The following is a 17,137-nucleotide window of genomic DNA, read 5'->3' as shown; positions in this document are numbered from 1 at the left end:
GTCGTGCACGTGACCCAACCGGTCGAGGCGGGCGTGGCCGCGGTGGTGCTGCACCTGGCCGTCGCCCAGCGGGACCTCGACTGGTCGGTCGGCATCGCCTGCCCGCCGTCGGGCTGGCTGCCCGAGCAGGCCCGCGCCGCGGGGATCCCGGTCCACCCCTGGCCTGCGACCCGCGGACCGGGGCCGAACTCGCTGGCCGAGACGGCCGCGCTGCGCCGCCTCCTCACCGCCGCCGCGCCCGACCTGGTGCACCTGCACAGCTCCAAGGCGGGGCTGGCGGGCAGGCTCGCCCTGCGCGGCGGCAGGCCGACGATCTTCCAACCGCACCTGTGGTCGTTCCAGACCGCTGACGGCCCGCTGGGCCTGGCCTGCTCGCGGTGGGAGCGGCTGGCCTCCCGCTGGACCCACCACCTGGTCTGCGTCAGCGACGACGAACTCGCCGCGGGCCGCGCCGCGGGCGTCACCACCGACGCGGAAGTGGTGTGCAACGGGGTCGACACCACCCGCCTGCGGCCGGGGGACCGGGCGACCGCACGACGGCGCCTCGGCCTTCCCGCCGACGCCCCCACCGCGGTGTGCGTGGGTCGCCTGGCCCACCTCAAGGGACAGGACCAGTTGCTCTCGGCCTGGCCTGCGGTCCTGACCGAGGTGCCCGACGCCCGCCTCCTGCTGGTGGGCGACGGGCCGATGGGCGCCGAATGGCGGGCCGGGCACCCGGTGGGCGGGCACGGATCGGTGCGGTGGTGCGGCCACAGCCCCGCCCCGGCCGACTTCTACACCGCCGCCGACGTGGTCGTGGTGCCCTCCCGGGCCGAGGGCATGGCCCTGGTCCCCCTGGAGGCCATGGCCTGCGGGCGCCCGGTGGTGGCCTTCGACGTCGGCGGGATACGCCAGAGCGTGGCCGCCACCGGCGCGGTGGTCCCCGCCGGGGACACCGGGGCACTGGCCGCCGCGGTGGCCCGGCGGCTGGCCGACCCCGCCCTGGCGGCAGCGGAGGGGCGCCTGGGCAGGCAGCGGGTCGAGCACCTGTTCAGCCTCGACCGGATGACCGACCAGATCGCCACCCTCGTCGACAAACTCGTCCCCTCGGGAGGAACACCGTGACCCGGCGCCTGCGCGTGGCCCACCTGCTCACCCAAGACCGCGGCGGCCCCGTGGACGTCACGCTGGACCTGGCCGCGGCGCTCCTCGCCACCGGCGAGGCCGACGTCCGCGTCTTCGGCCCACCGCCCGCCCGCGGCACCGACGTGATCGCGGGCCACCACGAACCGGTGGACCTGCCCCGCAAGGGCGACCTCACCGCCGGGCTGCGGGTGCGCGATGCGCTGCTGGCCTGGCAGCCGGACGTGGTCCACGCCCAGGACCGCCGCGCCGGGCTCGTCGCGGCGAGCCTGCGGCGGCGGCTCCCGGTCGCCCACACCTACCACGGCGTGCCGGACGACGTCGGCGAGCCGTGGTTCCGCCGCCTGCCCGGCGCCCAGGGGCCCTCGGCCTACACCCGCGTCGTGCTCACCGCGGACTCCGCGCTCACCCGCGCCCTCGACCGCACGGTCGTCCCCTCGCCCACGATGGCCCGCTTCCTCCGCGAGCGCCTGCGCGTGCCCGCCGAGCGGATCACCCACATCGACAACTGCGTGCGGCTGCCGGAGAGCACCCCACCCACCGATCCCGTGCGGCGCCTGGTGTTCGCAGGCCTGCTCGTCGAGCGCAAGGGGCTGCTGGACCTACTGGAAGCACTGGCCACCCCCGGCACGATGCCCGCGGGCGCCACCCTGACCGTGGTCGGCGACGGCCCCCAGCGGCAGACCGCCCAGCGGCGGGCCCGCCGCCGCGACCTGGCCGGACGGGTGCAGTTCCTGGGCTTCCGCGCCGACGTGCCGCGGTTGCTGCGCGAGCACGACGCGCTGGTGCAGCCGTCGCGGATGGAGCAGCAACCGCTGGTGGTCGCCGCGGCGATGGCGGCGGGCAAACCGGTGCTGGCCACCGACACCGGCGGTGTTGCCGACATGCTCGCCGTTGCGGGTGCGGTGTCCTACCTGGCCGAGCCGGGGAACGTCGCCGACCTGGCCCGTGGGCTGCGCGCGTTGTTCGCCGACCCCGACCCCGGCCGTACCGGCAGGCTGCTCGCCGCCCGCGCCCGGGAGCGGTTCGCGCCCGAGGTCTGCGCGGACCGGCACCTGGTGCTGTACGGGGAACTGCTGCGGGCTCGGGGCCATCTCGGACGGCCGGTGGGGGTCCGGGAGCGGGGCTAGGTCGTGTCCTCGAAGCCCGGGATTTTGCTGGTGTGCCCGGCTGGGTGGATGTGCTTGGCCGGGGCCCCTATGGCGATCATGTGCCCAGTGTGACCGAGTGGGGCTGAAGGGATGCCCCACAGCCCGGGCAGGCTTGCACATGATCGCCACCCCCGGCCAAACACATCCACCCACCCGGGCATTCGGTCACCGGGCCTGCGGTTTTCAGGCGGTCGGCTTTGAGGACAGGCCCTAGGTGACGCCGGGGTGGGTCCGTTTGTGTCGGTGGTGCCGACTGGTCGAGGTGTTCGGGTGGGGTCCCAGGGCGGTCGGGTGATCCTGCGTGCCAGGTGGGGTTGAGGAGATGCCCCACCGCCCGGGGAGGCTGCGGTGTGATCGCCACCCCTGGCCGAACCGAGGGGTTGTCATGAGCGAGGCAGGTGGACAGCACAGCCACTACCGGGCGACGGGTGCCGATGACGGGGAGAGCAGCCGGTTGCGCAGCGCCGAACGCGGTCTGCGCGCTGCTCGAACGATCATGTGCGTGCAGGCCGTCGCCACGTCGGGGATCTGGGTCGTGCAACTGCTGAAGGTCATCAGCAGGCTTGACCACAACCAGAACGTTCCCTTCGAGGTGTGGGCTGTGGTGGTCCTCAACCCGGTGATCGCCGTCGTTGTCGCGGTGGCGGCGAAGTTTCTGCTCAGCCGCCCGTCCGCGCGTTCGGCGGGCGTGGTCGTGGAACTCGTGGGGTGTGGCGGTGCGGTGATCAGCGTGGTCACCGGCTACTACCAAGCGGTGGTCGCGTTCGCCCTGGCTGTCGTCGTGATCGTCCTGATCCGCAAGTACGAGGCGGCCGTCTTCTTCCGCCCACCCCTCGCTGGGTGAGCACCGTCGCACACGCGCTGTCACGCGAACACACGGGAGGTTCCATGCGCCGATTGCGATTCCTCGCCATGCCCGTCGTTGCCCTGATCGTCGCCGGGTGTGCGTATGCGGGGGTGCCCGGTAGTGCGCCTGCCACGACGTGCCGAGACGGGCTCTGCGTCGGCCCGGGTTACTGGCCGTCCACGGATACCCAGGTCAAGAACGGGGTCGTCGCCGTGCTGAGCTTCATCGGCCTGGCGCCCATCGTGCCTCGCAGCGCGGACGGCCCCGCTCGCCGGACCGGGCGGTGACAGCCGCTTCCCCAGTTCACCGCACCCGAACACCGACCACGCACGAGGTCGTCAGTCGGTGCGTGGCGAGGTGGGCCGGTAGCGGCGCTCGGGCCTGCCCGCGCCGCCGTAGCGGAGGCGGACCTCGGCGTGGCCGATCTCGACGAAGTGCTCCAGGTAGCGGCGGGCGCTGACCCGCGACAGCCGGGTCGCGGCGGCGCACTCGGCGGCGGACATGTCCTCGGCGGTGGTGCGCAGCGCCTCGGCGACCACGGCGGCGGTGTGCGCGGTGAGGCCCTTGGGCAGGGCGGCGGCACCGGGCGGGCGGGCGCCGAAGACCTGGTCCACGTCGGCTTGGCCCGCCGTGGCGAGGCCGCCGAGCCTGGTGTGCAGGGCGGCGAAGTGCCGTAGCTGGTCGTGCAGGGCGGAGTAGGAGAACGGCTTGATCAGGTAGTGCAGGACCCCGCCGCGCATGGCACGGCGCACGGTGTCGACGTCGGTGGCGGCGCTGATGACGATCACGTCCGGGTCGGCGGGCCCGTTGCGCAGTTGCCGCAGCACCTCCAGGCCACCGATGTCGGGCAGGTAGATGTCGAGCAGGACCAGGTCCAGGCGCAGCTCCCCGGCCAGGCGCAGGGCGTCGGCGCCGGTGTGGGCCACGCCCGCGACGGTGAACCCCGGCGTGCGCGCGACGTACCCGCTGTGGACCTTGGCGACCATGAAGTCGTCGTCCACCACCAGGACCGAGATCGTCACCCGAGCACCTCCGGCAGCCGGGCGGTGAACACCGCGCCCTGGTCGTTGTGGACCTGCACCGAGCCCCGGCGGCGGACGCAGGTCTGCCGGGTCAGCGCCAACCCCAGCCCGCGCTGGCCGCCCTCCCGGGCCGCCTTGGTGGTGAAGCCGTGGCGGAACACCTCCTCGGCGATCTCCGGCGCCACCCCCGGACCCGAGTCGCGCACCACGACCAGGACCTCACCGTCGCGGTGCGACACCGCGACCTCGATCCAGCCCTGCTTGCCCCGCAGGGCCTCCAGGGCGTTGTCGACCAGGTTCCCCAGCACCGTCACCAGGTCCACCGACAGCCGCTCGTCCACTTCGCCGAGCCTGCTCGCCGCCGCCAGGCGCAGCCCGACGCCCTGCTCGGCGGCGAGGCTGGCCTTCGCGATGAGCAGGGCCGCCACCGCCGGGTCGGCGATGCGGGAGCTGACCTCGGCGTGCCAGGTCTCGCGGGTGTGGCTGATCCGGTCGACGTAGCGGCGCACCTCGTCGTACTCGCCGAGCTCGATGAGGCCCGCGATGGTGTGCAGCCGGTTGGAGAACTCGTGGGCCTGCGCCCGCAGCGTGTCGGTGACGTTGCGGTTCACGTCGAGTTCGTGGTGCAGTGCCACGATCTCGGTGCGGTCGCGCAGGGTCACCACCGACCCGACCGCGCCGCCGCGCAGCGCGATGGGCATCCGGTTCATGATCAGTACCCGGCCCCGGCGCAGGACGATCTGGTCGGTGCCCTCCGAGCGCCCGGTGAGCACGTCGAGCACCCGCTCGTTGAACTCGAAGTCGGTCACCGCCCGGCCCACGGCGTCCCCCGGCAGCGACAGCAGCTCCCTGGCGTGGTCGTTGACCAGGGTGAACCGCTGCTGCTGGTCCAGTCCCAGCACACCCTCCTTGATGCCGTGCAGCATCGCCTCCCGGTGCTCGACCAGCCCGGCGATCTCCGTCGGCTCCAACCCCAGCGTCTGCCGCTTCACCCGCCGGGCCACCAGCAGCGACCCGCCCACGCCCAGCACCGTGGCCACCCCCAGGATGAGCAGCGCCTCACCGGGGGAGTTCGCGATGCCGGCCAGGAACGTCGGCACGCCCTGCTCGGCGGCGACCACCCCGATCACCGCGCCGTCGTCGCCGATCACCGGGACGTGGGCCACCAGGTCGTCGCCGACCTCGCCGACCCACGACCGCCCCGACCCGACGGTGCTCGCCCCCACCGGCAGCCGCCCGCCCACCTGCGACGGGTCGGGGGAGGTGAGCACCCGCAGGTCGGGCAGCGCGATCACCACGGCCGTGGCGCCCGACAGGCTCCGCGCGCTCTCGGCGAACGGCGGTAGCTGGTGGTGGCGCAGCGGGTCGGCCAGCGCCGCCCGCACCCCGGCGGTCGCGGCCACGTCCTCGGCCACCGACAGCATCCGCCGCCCCTCGGTGGCCAGGAACGCCGCGTTCGACTGGATCGCCGAAAACACCGCCACCGCTGCGAGCAGGGCGGCCACGATCACCACCTGCCAGCCCAGCAGTTGCTGCGCCAGCGAGCCCCGTCCAGCCATGGCCACAGTGTGCACCGGCCCGCCCCCGCGCGGCCCACCAGGCGAGCGCGGGTCCCGTGACCACAACGACCACAAGTACCACTGTGGCCGCAACCGCGACAGCGGGTTAACACCGGTGCAACATGGCTGACCACGACCGATGAGAGGTGGTTCACAGTGCGTGTGACCCCGCTGGTGGCGGCAGCGGCGGCGCTGGCCGCCGTGCTGCTGGTGCCGCCGCTGCTCAGCTCCGACCCGGACGCGGCAGGTCCCGGCGCCCAGCTCCGGGGCCTGCGCGTGCTGGTGCCCAACTCCCCGGGCGGCGGCTACGACATCACCGCCCGCACGGCCGTCAAGGCGATGGAGGACGCCGGGCTGTCGCGGTCGGTGGAGGTGTTCAACCTGCCGGGTGCGGGCGGCACCGTGGGGCTCGGGCGGCTGGTCAACGAGCGCGGCAACGACAAGCTGGTCATGTCGATGGGGCTGGGGGTCGTGGGCAGCGTCTACACCAACCGGTCGCCGTCCTCGCTGGCCGACACCACGCCGATCGCCAAGCTCATCGAGGAGTCCGACATCGTGGTGGTCGGCAAGGACTCGCCGCACCGCGACATCGCCGCGCTGGTGGCCGCCTGGAAGGCGAACCCGGGCGGGGTGCCGGTCGGTGGCGGGTCGTCCCCGGGCGGGCCGGACCACCTGGCGCCCATGCTGATGGCCAAGGCCGTCGGCCTCCCGCCCAGGGCCGTCAACTACGTGCCCTTCGACGGCGGCGGCGAGCTGCTGGCCTCGGTGCTCGGCGGCAAGGTGGCCTTCGGGGTCTCCGGCATCGGCGAGTACCGCGACCAGATCCAGGCTGGGGATCTGCGCGTGCTGGCGGTGACCGGCGCCGAGCGCATCCCCGGGGTGGACGCGCCGACCCTGCGGGAGGCCGGGGTGGACGTCGAGTTCACCAACTGGCGCGGCGTCGTCGCCCCGCCGGGCATCGGTGAAGGCGACCGGGATCGGCTGGTCGCGCTGTTCACCGCCCTGCACGACTCGGACCGGTGGCGCGACGCGCTGGCGCGCAACGGGTGGACCGACGCGTTCCAGACGGGCCGCGACTTCGGGGACTTCCTCGACTCGGAGAACACCCGCGTGGCCGACGTGCTGACGGAACTGGGGCTGGCATGACCACCATCGACAGGCACTGGCTCAGGGACCGCTCCGAACTGGGCGTGTGCGTGGTCCTGGTCGTGCTCGGCGGGCTCGTGCTCGTCGACGCGATCCGGATCCCCACCGACTTCGCCCAGCGCGGACCGGTGGGCCCGAAGGCCGTCCCGATCCTGGTCGGCGGCCTCCTGCTGGTCGTGGCGGCGCTGCTGGCCCGCGACGTGCTGCGCGGCGGCAAGGGCGAGGCGGAGGGCGGCGAAGACGTCGACCTGTCCGCGCCGGGCGACTGGCGGACGGTGCTGCTGCTGTCCGCGGCGTTCCTCGCCAACGCCGCGCTCATCGGCGTCGTGGGCTTCCCGATCTCCGGCGCGGTCCTGTTCTGGGGTGCCGCCTACGCGCTGGGCAGCCGCGCGTTCGTCCGCGACCCGCTGATCGCGGCCGGGCTGTCGGTCGCGACGTACCTGGCCTTCAACAACCTGCTCGGGGTCCCGCTGCCCGGCGGACCGCTGATGGGAGTGCTCTAGGTGGACTCGTTCAGCCAGCTCCTCGACGGGTTCGGCACCGCGCTGACCCCGACGCACCTCGGCTTGGCCGCCCTCGGGGTGCTGCTCGGCACGTTCATCGGCGTGCTGCCCGGCATCGGCCCGGCCATGGCCGTCGCCCTGCTGCTCCCGGTCACCTACGGCCTGGAGCCGACCGGCGCGTTCATCATGTTCGCGGGCATCTACTACGGCGGCATGTTCGGTGGCTCCACCACCTCCATCCTGCTCAACACCCCCGGTGAGAGCGCGGCGGTGGTGGCCGCGATCGACGGCAACCCGATGGCCCGCAAGGGCCGGGGCTCGCAGGCGCTGGCCGCCGCGGCCATCGGGCACTTCGTCGGCGGCCTGATCGGCACGACGCTGCTGGTCCTGCTGGCCCCGACGGTCGCCGCGCTCGCCGTCGACATCGGTGCGCCCGACTACTTCGCGATCATGGTCCTGGCGTTCGTCGCGGTCACCTCCGTGCTCGGCTCCTCCCGGGTGCGCGGCTTCGCCTCCCTGCTCATCGGCTTGGCCATCGGCCTGGTCGGGCTGGACGAGATGACCGGTCAGCAGCGCCTGACCTTCGGCTCGCTGCAACTGGCCGACGGCATCGACGTCGTGATCGTCGCGGTCGGCCTGTTCGCCGTGGGGGAGTCGCTGTGGGTCGCCCTGCACCTGCGCCGCCGCCCCGCCGAACCCATTCCCGTCGGCCGCGCCTGGCTCGGCCGCGACGACCTGCGCCGCGCGTGGCGGCCGTGGCTGCGCGGACCGCTGATCGGCTTCCCGTTCGGCGCCCTGCCCGCGGGCGGCGCGGAGATCCCCACCTTCCTGTCGTACGCGATGGAGAAGCGGCTGTCGAAGAACAGGGCCGAGTTCGGCCACGGCGCCATCGAGGGCGTCGCGGGGCCGGAGGCGACGGCCAGCGCGTCGGCCGCGGGCACCCTGGTCTCGATGCTCACCCTCGGCCTGCCCACCACCGCGGTCGCGGCGGTCATGCTCGCGGCGTTCCAGCAGTACGGCATCCAGCCGGGCCCGCTGCTCTTCGAGCGCGAGTCGACCCTGGTGTGGGGGCTGATCGCGAGCCTGTTCGTCGGCACGGTGCTGCTGCTGGTGCTGAACCTCCCGCTGGCACCGGTCTGGGCCAAGCTGCTGCGCATCCCCCGGCCGTACCTGTACGCGGGCATCCTGTTCTTCGCCGCCGTGGGCGCCTACGCCGTCAGCGGGCAGGTCGCCGACCTGCTGGTGCTGTTCGCCATCGGCCTCATCGGCCTGGCCATGCGCCGCTTCGGCCTGCCGGTGCTGCCCGCCGTCCTGGGGGTCATCCTCGGGCCCGCCGCCGAACAGCAGATGCGGCGTGCCCTGCAACTGTCCGACGGTGCTCTGACCGGTCTGGTCAACACCACCTTCTCGGTGGTCGTCTACCTCATCATCGCCGCCGTCCTGCTCTGGCCCCTGGTCCGCCGCGCCAAGCGCACCCCGGACCGCGAGGAGGTCGACGCCTGAGGCGGGGCCCGCGTGTACGCGGCCTCGAAGCAGGCGAATCCGGTTCGGTCGTCACCACCGCCGCGGTCGCCCATTCCCCGGAGGCGCGATCGCCCCGGAACTGGCGTTGAGCTACGACACCCTCGGCGGGCAACGGCTGGACCGGTGTCGGCTGGGGGCTGAGCGGGGCGGGTCGCGTCGAGCGCGCGGGTGCGAAACGCGACCCGGGGGAAGGCGCAGCGATCGGTGCCGTCCCCTCACTTCTCCTGACGGCGCCGACTACGTCACCCACGCCTGGTGTCGTCGCCGGATCCGAACACGACCGGTTCGGCCACCACGACACCGGTGGACCGGTGAACAGCAGGACCACTCCGACGCGGGCAGCCGCGCCGGAGCGCTCGATCGGTGTCACTTCAGCGCCATTCCCGGGACGCGGGCGCGGATCGCGTCCATGGTCGCCTCGTCCGAGACGCCCTGCCAGTCGTACCGCGGCGTGTAGGGGGCGGTGAGGGCGCGGACGTCTCCGTCGGTGAGCTCGACGTCCAGCGACGCGATCGCCTCGTCGATCTGCTTGGTCGAACCGGCGCCGACCAGCGCAGCGGTGACGACCGGCTGGCGGTGCAGCCACGCCAGGGCGATGGCCGCGCGGCTCACGCCGTGATCGGCCGCGACCTCCCCGACCGCGTCGATGATGGCGTGGTTCGACGCCTCCTCCGCGGGCGAGTAGAGCATGTCGGCGTAGCCGCCATCCGTCTCCGACCGGGCCGTCGACTTCGCGTCGTCCCAGGCGCGGGCCAAGCGGCCGCGGGCCAGGGGGCTCCAGACGATCGCACCGACGCCCTCGTCGAGGCACAGCGGGATCATTTCGCGTTCTTCCTCACGGGCGAGCAGGTTGTAGTGGTCCTGCATCGAGACGAACCGGGCCCAGCCGTGCTGCTTCTGCAGGTGCAGCGCCTTGGCGAACTCCCAGGCGAACATCGACGACGCGCCCAGGTAGCGCACCTTGCCCGCCTTCACCACATCACTGAGCGCTTCGAGGGTCTCCTCCAGTGGGGTGGCGTGGTCGTTGCGGTGCACCTGGTAGAGGTCGATGTAGTCGGTGCCCAGGCGCCGCAGCGAGTGGTCGACCTCGGTCATGACCGCCTTGCGGGACAGGCCCTTTCCGTTGGGGCCGGGGCGCATGGGGTGGCGCAGCTTGGTGGCGATCACCACGTCGTCGCGGTCGGCGAAGTCCCCGAGCGCGCGGCCGAGGATCTCTTCGCTGGACCCGTTGGAGTACATGTTCGCGGTGTCGAAGAAGTTGATGCCCGCGTCCAGGGCGTGCTTGATCAGGGGACGCGCGTCGTCCTCGCCGAGGGACCAGACGGGGTGGCCGCGGTCGGGCCGGCCGTAGGTCATCGCGCCGATCGCGATGGGGGAGACGTCGAGACCGGTGGTGCCGAGCTTCACGTAGCGCATGGGGGCCTCCTGCGGGCGAAACTCGCGGACAATCCTCCGCAAGTTCCGCCGAAACTAGCGGAGAATTGTCCGCGAGTCAACGACTGGGCATCATGGGGTGATGACCGACCAGACGCCGAGCACCTACGGCACGCAGCGCAAGGCCGCCGCGCGCAACCGCGTCGCGATCATCGAGGCCGCCCACGACCTCTTCGCGCGGAACCCACTCGTGCCGCTGAGCGAGGTGGCCAAGCGCGCCGGAGTCGGCGCTGGAACGCTCTACCGCCACTTCCCCACTCGCGAAGACCTGATCCTCGCCGCCTACCAGCACGACATCGAACGCCTGACCACCACCGCCGACGAGGTGCTGGCGCGCCATCCCTCCGCGAAGGCCGCCTTCGTCGAGTGGTTCGAGACGCTGTCGGCCTACATCCGCATCAAGCACGGCCTCGGTGACGCGCTGCACAGCGCAGCGGCGCAGGACGTGATCAGCGCTTCCTGGGCGCCGACCACCGCGGCGGTGGGGAAGCTGGTCGACGCCTGTGTGGCCGAGGGCACCATCGCCGCGGGGCACGATCCGGCGGACATCATCATGTTGATGAGCTTCCTGTGGCGCGTCGCGAACAACGACGATGGCGTGGCCCAGGGACGGCGCCTGATCGCCGCCGTGTTCTCCGGCCTCGAACGAGCGCCCCGACCGTGACAGCGCGTTCAGCCGCGGTGGCTCGCCCCGCAACGGCACGCCCCCACACGAAGTCCGCCTCGGGCAACAACCGCGACCACGTACGAGGCTGTCAGCGGGTCGTGGCGGCAGCCGATCCCTCGGCCGGTCGGGTTTCGGCGGCGCGCTCCGCCAAGGCCCATGCGGCCTCGTAGGCGCGTTGCACGAATGAGTTGCCCACCGTCGGGCCTGCGTTGACCAGGGCCACGAACGCGGTCGCGGTGCTGGGGCTGAACGCGGCGAACGTTGTGCAGCCGCGGGTGCCGCCGGAATGGAACAGCAGTTCCCGGTCCGCGCGCCTGCGCAGGTTCCACACCAGGCACACCTCGTGGTCACCGACCGGCACCGGCGACCGGGTGACCTCGGCGCAGGCCCTGCCGAGCGGTGAGGTGAGCGGGGGCAGGTGAGCGGTCAGGTAGCCCAGCATGTCCGACGCCGACGAGCGCAGCCCTCCGGCCGCGAGCATGCCCGGTATCTCCCAGGGGGGCCGGGGGCGGCCGCGCAGGTGCCCGGTGACCTGCTCGGACGTGGAGAAGTCGGTGTCATGCAGGTTCAGCGGGCGCAGCACGCGCTCGGCCAGCAGTTCCTCGTAGGGCAGGCCGCCCGCGTTGGCGAGGGCTCGACCGAGCAGCGCACCACCGAGGTTCGAGTAGCGGTAACGACCTGGTGGTCCCGGCCGGACGCGGCGCAGCGCCGCGGCGAAGTCGTCGGCGTCGAAATCGCGGTAGGGGTTGGTGCGCCAGTGCGGCAGTGCCGCTCGCCGCAGGCCCGGTGGCAGGCGTGGCAGGCCGGAGGTGTGGGTGGCCAAGCGCTCCAGGGTGACCTCGCGGCCCAGGTCGGGGGCTGCGCCCGGTGGCAGGTGGAGTTGTACGGGATCGGCCGGGTCCACCTCGCCCCGGGTGGCCATGTCGGCCAGCAGCAGACCGGTGAACGTCTTGGTCAGCGAGCCGAGCTCGAAGCGGGTGCGTCCGGTCACGGGCCGTGGATCCCGCCGATCGGTCGTGCCCCCGACCAGGACCAGCTCCCGGTCGCGCTGCCGGATGGCGATCGCGATCCCCGTGGCTCCGGGTGCGGTGGCCGGGAGGTGCTCCACGAGGTCTTTCACGTGCCGCCGCCGAGCAGTCGGGACATGGCCAGCGTGCCCGCGATGGTGGCCACCACGGCGGTGTGCTTGTGGTCGTGGTAGCGCTCCTCCGGGTCGTCGACGACGGGCCGGTCGTCCCGGGGCACGAGCCCGTCGGCGTGCTGGGCGTTCGCGAACAGCTCCCACTCGGCCGGGTCGCACCGCGGTTCGGGCAGGCAAGCCCCCACGATCAGCAGCTCGCCGAGCAGGTCCCACTGCCCCGCTTCCGCCCACACGTCGATCCACACCGGCAGCCAGTTCTCCAGGTACTCGACCACCTCGGGCAGCAGGTCACCGGGCAGCGCACCCCAGTCGGTGACGTGGAAGACGGTGTGCGTCATGTAGTAGGCGGTGTACCAGTCCAGCGCCCAGGGCTGCGGTATGCGGCCGAGCCACGTCTGCCGGAGCATCGCCGGGAAGTCGTCGTTGCGGTGGATGCCCACGATGCGGTGGGCGTTGGCCACGGCCAGCCTGCGGTTGGGCAGCAGTTCGGTCATGGAGTCCTCGACCGAGCACTGGACCAGGGTCTGCTCCAGTGCTTCGTGGCGCAGTCCGCTGCGGGCGTGGTGGGCGTAGGTCTCCAGCGGGTCGGTGAGCAGGGCGTGCCGCAGTTGGCGCTCGTAGAGCAGGTCGCCCTCGCGCAGTTGCTGCCACGTGAAGCCCACCAGTTCGCGTGCGACCTGCTGCTCGTTGGTGCCTGCCACGCCCTCGCGCAGCACCAGCGACGACGCCAGCGCCAGCTCGCACATCGGCTTGTACGCGCCTTCGGGGTCGTTGAGGTCCGTGGTGGCCGCGTCGTCCTCGAACGCACCCAGCAGGCGATGGGTGTGCAACCAGCCGAGGGCGCGCGTCGCGACGTCGTGGGCCGTGTGGACGACGGCGGTCATGCCGCACCCACCAGGTGGCGGGCAACGGCCAGGTCGAGCAGCGGGCGGGACTCCGAGCCGACCCGCAGCGCGACGTGGTCGATCAGCACCACCGGGTCCACCGGCAGTCGGACGCCTGTCGCGTGCACCATGGCGACCCAGCGGGTCAGGCGGCACGCGATGGTGAAATCGCGGCGCAGCACGGCTCGGAGCACTCCTCGGCACAGGGCCTGCGGCTGTGCCGAGACCGCGTCCACCACGGGACCGGTCGCTCCGGGATGCGCCAGGCAGGAGAGCTGGGCCACTGCGACCGACCAGCGCGCCCACTGTTCGACCGGGCCCAGCACGGCGGCCGGGTCGTCGGGCGCCGCGACGGCCGCGTCACCGGTGAGGGTGGCCAGCAGTCGGGCGGTGGACCAGTCGTGCCAGGCCATGACCCGCTGCTCCGGCACGACCGGCGCGGCGACCGGCGGGAAGGCCTCGAAGGACGCGACGACCACCTCCGCGTCCTGGGCGGTCAGCGGGTGGTTCAAGACCACGTGCGGCAGGAAGATGTCCGCACCCACCAACCGGACCGCGCCCAGCCCAGCCGTCGGGTCGGCGCGCGAGGCGAGGAAGTCGACCAAACCGACTCCACCGCTTCCTCGCAGCGCGCCGAGCACCCGACCGGCCAGGGCCGCGGCGTCACGTGCACAGGACGACGCGTCCACAAATCCTCCCGTCAGAGATCACTGCGCTCGAACCGGCCGGATGGCTACCTGCGCCGTTCCTTCGGCGTCGCGGGCGAGAGCAGCAATCCCAAGCCCAGCAGCAGGGCGCCGACACCGCCGCCACCGGCGTTCGGTACGGCCAGCGGTGGATCGGCCAGAACGGACTCCGGCGCCGCCACCAGCTTGCTGAGCTGAGCGAGGTCGGCCGGTGTCGTGACCGGCCGAACTGGGGCGTGAACAGACATGAAGCCTCCCTTCGTCAGTGCCACGGCGTTTCCGTCGTGACCACTCGTGAGTGCTTGCCCACCGAGTGCAGCACAACCCGGTGCCCCCTGTCTGGTCTCGGGCGTCGATTTCCGACTTCTGGCACCTGTGTGGGTGACAAAAACGCGGCCAGAACGGGGTTTTGTCCACTTTCGACTGACAGGCGAACGAGAGTCGAGCACGGAATCAGCGAGCGGTGGGGGTGAGAATGGAGTTGGGCGTGGGAATGGCGGTGGGTGTGGGAGCCGGAACGGCGCTGGGCGCGGGGATGGACGTGGGAACGGCGGACGTGGGGCCGGGAACGGACGTGGGGGTGGGCGCGGGCGGGGCGTTGAGCAGCACGGCGCCGTCCGCCGCGGCCAACTCCAATTCGGTCACCGCTTTCCCGTCCAGGTCGACCAACCCGGGCGGCGGGGTGACGCGCACACTTGCGGCCGTGGGGTTCACCGCGACCCAGCCCCGGGTGAACCGCCGGGTCCACAGGCCGTTGCCCTGGCGGCCCGCCGCGTCAACGGCTTCGCCGAGGTCGATCTGCTGGTACCGCGACCACTCCGCGCCCATGTAGGTGGGCGTGGTGGCGCCGAGCCAGCAGGTGTAGGGGCCTGCCAGCAGGGCGGCGCTGGCGTACCCGGCGCGTTCCCCCCGGTCGTCGTTCACGCGGGTCACCAGCAGCAGCCAGGACTCGCCGAGTGCGGCCTGGGCGCGCAGCTCCTTCCACTCGTTGCCCTGGAAGGTCAGCAGTTCCCCGGTGCCGCCGTCGTCGTGGAAACCGAAGTTCTCCTCCATGGCACCGCTGAACCGCGAGTGCGCGGTCCAGCGGCCCGGGATCAGGTGCGTCTCCGAGACGTTGGGCACGAAGATCTTCCCGGCGTCGCGCAGCGATCCGCCCGCCACGCCGAGGAACGCGTCGAGGCCCTCGCGCAACACCCGATCGGTCTCCGTGGTGTCCTTGGTGCCCGCGAGGACCGCGGGTGAGTAGTGGCGCAGGGAGTTGAAGTCGTTGTCCGCCAACACCCCGTCCCACCCCTCGCGGACGACCTCCTCGGTGACCGCGGTCGCCCACGCCCTCTGGTAGGCCGCGTCCCACACGGTCATCTGCCAGTGCTTGGGGTAGCCCCGCCATTCGATGCGCCGCCCGGCGGTGTCCTCGGCGAACCACTCCGGGTGCGTCGTCCGCGCGGCGTTGTAGCCGATGCCGCTGGGCAGCCGGTCGGCGTCGACGTCGCCGTGGACCGCGCCGGGGTAGTTGCGCGTGCTCGACAGGTCCTTGTAGACCAGGATCTTGACCTTGGGGTTCAGCTTGCGCAGCTTGCGCATGGCCTCGGCCTCGGTGGCGTTGAACACCACCAGGTCGTAGCGCTTGGCGGCCAGCGCCAGCTCGGCGTCCGTCGGCGGTTTGCCGATGCCGTACCACCACGCGCACGGCGCCAGCGGGACCGGCGAGGGCTTGGCGGGTTGTTCCGCCCACCCGGACGAGCACCCCGAGCCGGGGCCGCACAGGACCAGGACGAGCGCGCACACCAGCACGTGCCCCGCCCGGCGGCTCACCGATTTCTGCGCCACAGCAGCTCCCCCACGGTCAACAGCACGATCTTCAGGTCCAGCCACAGCGACCAGTTGGCGATGTAGTAGTTGTCGTACCGGGACCGGTCGGCGATCGAGGTGTCGCCGCGCAGCCCGTTCACCTGGGCCAGGCCGGTCAACCCGGTGGGCACCCGGTGCCGCGCCCAGTACAGCTCGTGGATGGCGGAGAACTCGCGCACGAACCCGGGCCGCTCCGGGCGCGGTCCCACGATGGACATGTCGCCGCGCAGGATGTTCCAGAGCTGCGGCAGTTCGTCGAGCGACGTGCCGCGCAGGAAGCGGCCCACCGGGCCCACCCGGTCGTCGCCGACCACCGACCACCGGCTCTGCGAGTCGTCGACGCGGCCCTGGCGGACGCTGCGCAGCTTGAAGATGGTGAAGGTGCGGTTGTCCATGCCCACCCGGACCTGCCGGAAGATGATCGGCCGACCGCTCTCCAGCAGCACCGCCAGCGCGCACAGGGCGATCACCGGCGCCAGCACGACCAGCGCCGTGGCGGCCAGCACCACATCGACGCCGCGCTTGACCCACCAGCTCGGGCGGCTGGTGGGCGCGGTGCTCAGCCGCATCAGCGGGTAGCTGCGCAGCCGCTCCACGTCGAGCCCGTCGGAGCACAGCTCGAACATGCGGGGGACCACGAGGGTGGTGCAGCCCAGGCGGTGCGCGGTGATGGCGGAGTCGACGACGGGGGACTCCTGGGCGTGGGAGAAGGCCAGGACGACCGTGCCCGCCCGCTCCCGCCGGATCGCCGTGGCCAGGTCGTCGTCGAGGAGGGGGACCGGCAGGCGACCGTGGTCGGTGTCGCAGTGCGGGTCGATGAACCCCACCGGCCGCAGCCCGTACTCGGGGTGCTGGAGCATGGTCCGGACCAGGTCGACGCCCACCTTGCCCGCGCCGACCACGATCGACCGGTCGCAGCGGTCGAACCGGCGCCTGCACCAGCGGCCGAAGGCGAACACCACCAGCCGGGCGACCTCGCTCGCTCCCGCGAACAGCAGCACGGTCCCCTGCACCGCGGTCGCCGCGGCGGTCTGGTGCCCGACCAGCAGCGCCAGGCAGGTGCTCAGCGCGAAGGCGGTCATGGTCGTGGTCATCGACCGCGGCAGGTCGTGGAACCACGACAGCCACAGGCGCCTGCGGTAGACGCGCCCACTGGCGCGCACCCCCAGCAGCGCGCCCGCGGTGACGAGCGCCCACGCCGGGTTCGGCTCCACGACCGCCGCCGCGCCCGCGAAGGCCAGCACGTCGACCACGACCAGCAGCACCGCCACGGCGTTGACCCGGCGCAGCACGTCGTGCAGCGGCGTCTCGCGCGCCGGTCGCCCGGACAGCCGCGGCGACCACCGCTTGACGGGCACCGGGGTCGTGGCCGTCGCGGTCACCTCTGCCACCACGACCCGCCCCGCCTCGCTGCCGCCGGTGCACCCCCGGCCGCGTCCCACCGCATCCTGCGATCCTCTCCTCCCGCACCGGTCCGGTGATGTCGTCGCAAGTGCCGTGATCGAATTATTGTCGTGTTTCCGGCCCTTCGGGGTCCGCACCGACGGGACCATGGTTCTCCATTCGAGTGAACTCAGCACATCCGTTTCGCTGTGTCACT

Annotated in this window: 16 protein-coding genes; 7 read left to right on the top strand and 9 right to left on the bottom strand. The window is 72.5% G+C overall.

The genetic code is table 11. The features are described 5' to 3' along the window. Positions 1 to 9 precede the first annotated feature (9 nt). From L6E12_RS35565 to L6E12_RS28825, 3 genes are all read left to right on the top strand, one after another. A complete protein-coding gene (locus L6E12_RS35565; RefSeq protein WP_236231072.1) occupies positions 10 to 1,104 on the top strand; it encodes a glycosyltransferase in 1,095 nt (364 codons plus the stop codon). Further along, positions 1,101 to 2,252, top strand: a complete 1,152-nt coding sequence (locus L6E12_RS28830) for a glycosyltransferase family 4 protein (protein WP_236231071.1) — start codon at positions 1,101 to 1,103, stop codon at positions 2,250 to 2,252. Before L6E12_RS35565 ends, L6E12_RS28830 begins: the two co-directional genes overlap by 4 nt. A 406-nt stretch (positions 2,253 to 2,658) precedes the next feature. Continuing rightward, on the top strand, positions 2,659 to 3,117 hold the full coding sequence (locus tag L6E12_RS28825) for a hypothetical protein (RefSeq protein WP_236231070.1): 459 nt from the start codon (positions 2,659 to 2,661) through the stop codon (positions 3,115 to 3,117). Positions 3,118 to 3,458: 341 nt separating this feature from the next. On the opposite strand, the gene L6E12_RS28820 is transcribed toward L6E12_RS28825, so the two are convergent. Both L6E12_RS28820 and L6E12_RS28815 read right to left on the bottom strand, forming a co-directional pair. Next, positions 3,459 to 4,136, bottom strand: coding sequence for a response regulator (locus L6E12_RS28820; RefSeq protein WP_308075339.1), 678 nt, complete (start codon positions 4,134 to 4,136; stop codon positions 3,459 to 3,461). 2 nt (positions 4,137 to 4,138) lie between these two features. Continuing rightward, positions 4,139 to 5,701, bottom strand: coding sequence for a sensor histidine kinase (locus L6E12_RS28815; RefSeq protein WP_236231069.1), 1,563 nt, complete (start codon positions 5,699 to 5,701; stop codon positions 4,139 to 4,141). 174 nt (positions 5,702 to 5,875) lie between these two features. On the opposite strand from L6E12_RS28815, the gene L6E12_RS28810 reads away from it, so the two are divergent. Genes L6E12_RS28810 through L6E12_RS28800 form a run of 3 tightly spaced genes read left to right on the top strand, consistent with a single transcriptional unit; the run spans position 5,876 to position 8,853 of the window. Continuing rightward, complete coding sequence (locus L6E12_RS28810; RefSeq protein WP_374201961.1) at positions 5,876 to 6,847, top strand: Bug family tripartite tricarboxylate transporter substrate binding protein; 972 nt, start codon at positions 5,876 to 5,878, stop codon at positions 6,845 to 6,847. Next, complete coding sequence (locus L6E12_RS28805; protein WP_236231067.1) at positions 6,844 to 7,350, top strand: tripartite tricarboxylate transporter TctB family protein; 507 nt, start codon at positions 6,844 to 6,846, stop codon at positions 7,348 to 7,350. Before L6E12_RS28810 ends, L6E12_RS28805 begins: the two co-directional genes overlap by 4 nt. Then, positions 7,351 to 8,853, top strand: coding sequence for a tripartite tricarboxylate transporter permease (locus tag L6E12_RS28800; protein WP_236231066.1), 1,503 nt, complete (start codon positions 7,351 to 7,353; stop codon positions 8,851 to 8,853). A 387-nt stretch (positions 8,854 to 9,240) separates the two neighbouring features. Here the strand turns inward: L6E12_RS28800 and L6E12_RS28795 are convergent, their stop codons facing one another. Further along, positions 9,241 to 10,290, bottom strand: coding sequence for an aldo/keto reductase (locus L6E12_RS28795; protein WP_236231065.1), 1,050 nt, complete (start codon positions 10,288 to 10,290; stop codon positions 9,241 to 9,243). Between the two features lie 100 nt (positions 10,291 to 10,390). Between L6E12_RS28795 and L6E12_RS28790 the strand changes: the two genes are divergently transcribed. Beyond that, positions 10,391 to 10,972 (top strand): TetR/AcrR family transcriptional regulator, encoded by a 582-nt coding sequence (locus L6E12_RS28790; RefSeq protein ID WP_236231064.1) that lies wholly within the window; start codon positions 10,391 to 10,393, stop codon positions 10,970 to 10,972. Between the two features lie 91 nt (positions 10,973 to 11,063). On the opposite strand, the gene L6E12_RS28785 is transcribed toward L6E12_RS28790, so the two are convergent. The 6 genes from L6E12_RS28785 to L6E12_RS28760 form a co-directional block, all read right to left on the bottom strand. Further along, on the bottom strand, positions 11,064 to 12,083 hold the full coding sequence (locus tag L6E12_RS28785) for a serine hydrolase (protein WP_236231114.1): 1,020 nt from the start codon (positions 12,081 to 12,083) through the stop codon (positions 11,064 to 11,066). 8 nt (positions 12,084 to 12,091) lie between these two features. Next, a complete protein-coding gene (locus tag L6E12_RS28780) occupies positions 12,092 to 13,000 on the bottom strand; it encodes a hypothetical protein (protein ID WP_236231063.1) in 909 nt (302 codons plus the stop codon). Next, positions 12,997 to 13,605, bottom strand: coding sequence for a hypothetical protein (locus tag L6E12_RS28775; RefSeq protein WP_236231062.1), 609 nt, complete (start codon positions 13,603 to 13,605; stop codon positions 12,997 to 12,999). The genes L6E12_RS28780 and L6E12_RS28775 overlap by 4 nt, the downstream gene beginning before the upstream one ends. 128 nt (positions 13,606 to 13,733) lie before the next feature. After that, positions 13,734 to 13,958 carry a hypothetical protein gene (locus L6E12_RS28770; RefSeq protein ID WP_236231061.1) on the bottom strand — a complete coding sequence of 75 codons (225 nt, stop codon included), beginning with the start codon at positions 13,956 to 13,958 and terminating at the stop codon, positions 13,734 to 13,736. 181 nt (positions 13,959 to 14,139) lie between these two features. Continuing rightward, on the bottom strand, positions 14,140 to 15,516 hold the full coding sequence (locus L6E12_RS28765; RefSeq protein ID WP_236231060.1) for a putative glycoside hydrolase family 15 protein: 1,377 nt from the start codon (positions 15,514 to 15,516) through the stop codon (positions 14,140 to 14,142). Then, complete coding sequence (locus L6E12_RS28760) at positions 15,498 to 16,919, bottom strand: sugar transferase (protein WP_236231059.1); 1,422 nt, start codon at positions 16,917 to 16,919, stop codon at positions 15,498 to 15,500. Before L6E12_RS28760 ends, L6E12_RS28765 begins: the two co-directional genes overlap by 19 nt. Positions 16,920 to 17,137: the final 218 nt, after the last annotated feature.

The sequence above is a fragment of the Actinokineospora sp. PR83 genome (assembly GCF_021056305.1).
GTDB classification, from domain to species: domain Bacteria; phylum Actinomycetota; class Actinomycetes; order Mycobacteriales; family Pseudonocardiaceae; genus Actinokineospora; species Actinokineospora spheciospongiae.
This window is presented reverse-complemented; position numbering and strand designations above follow the sequence as displayed.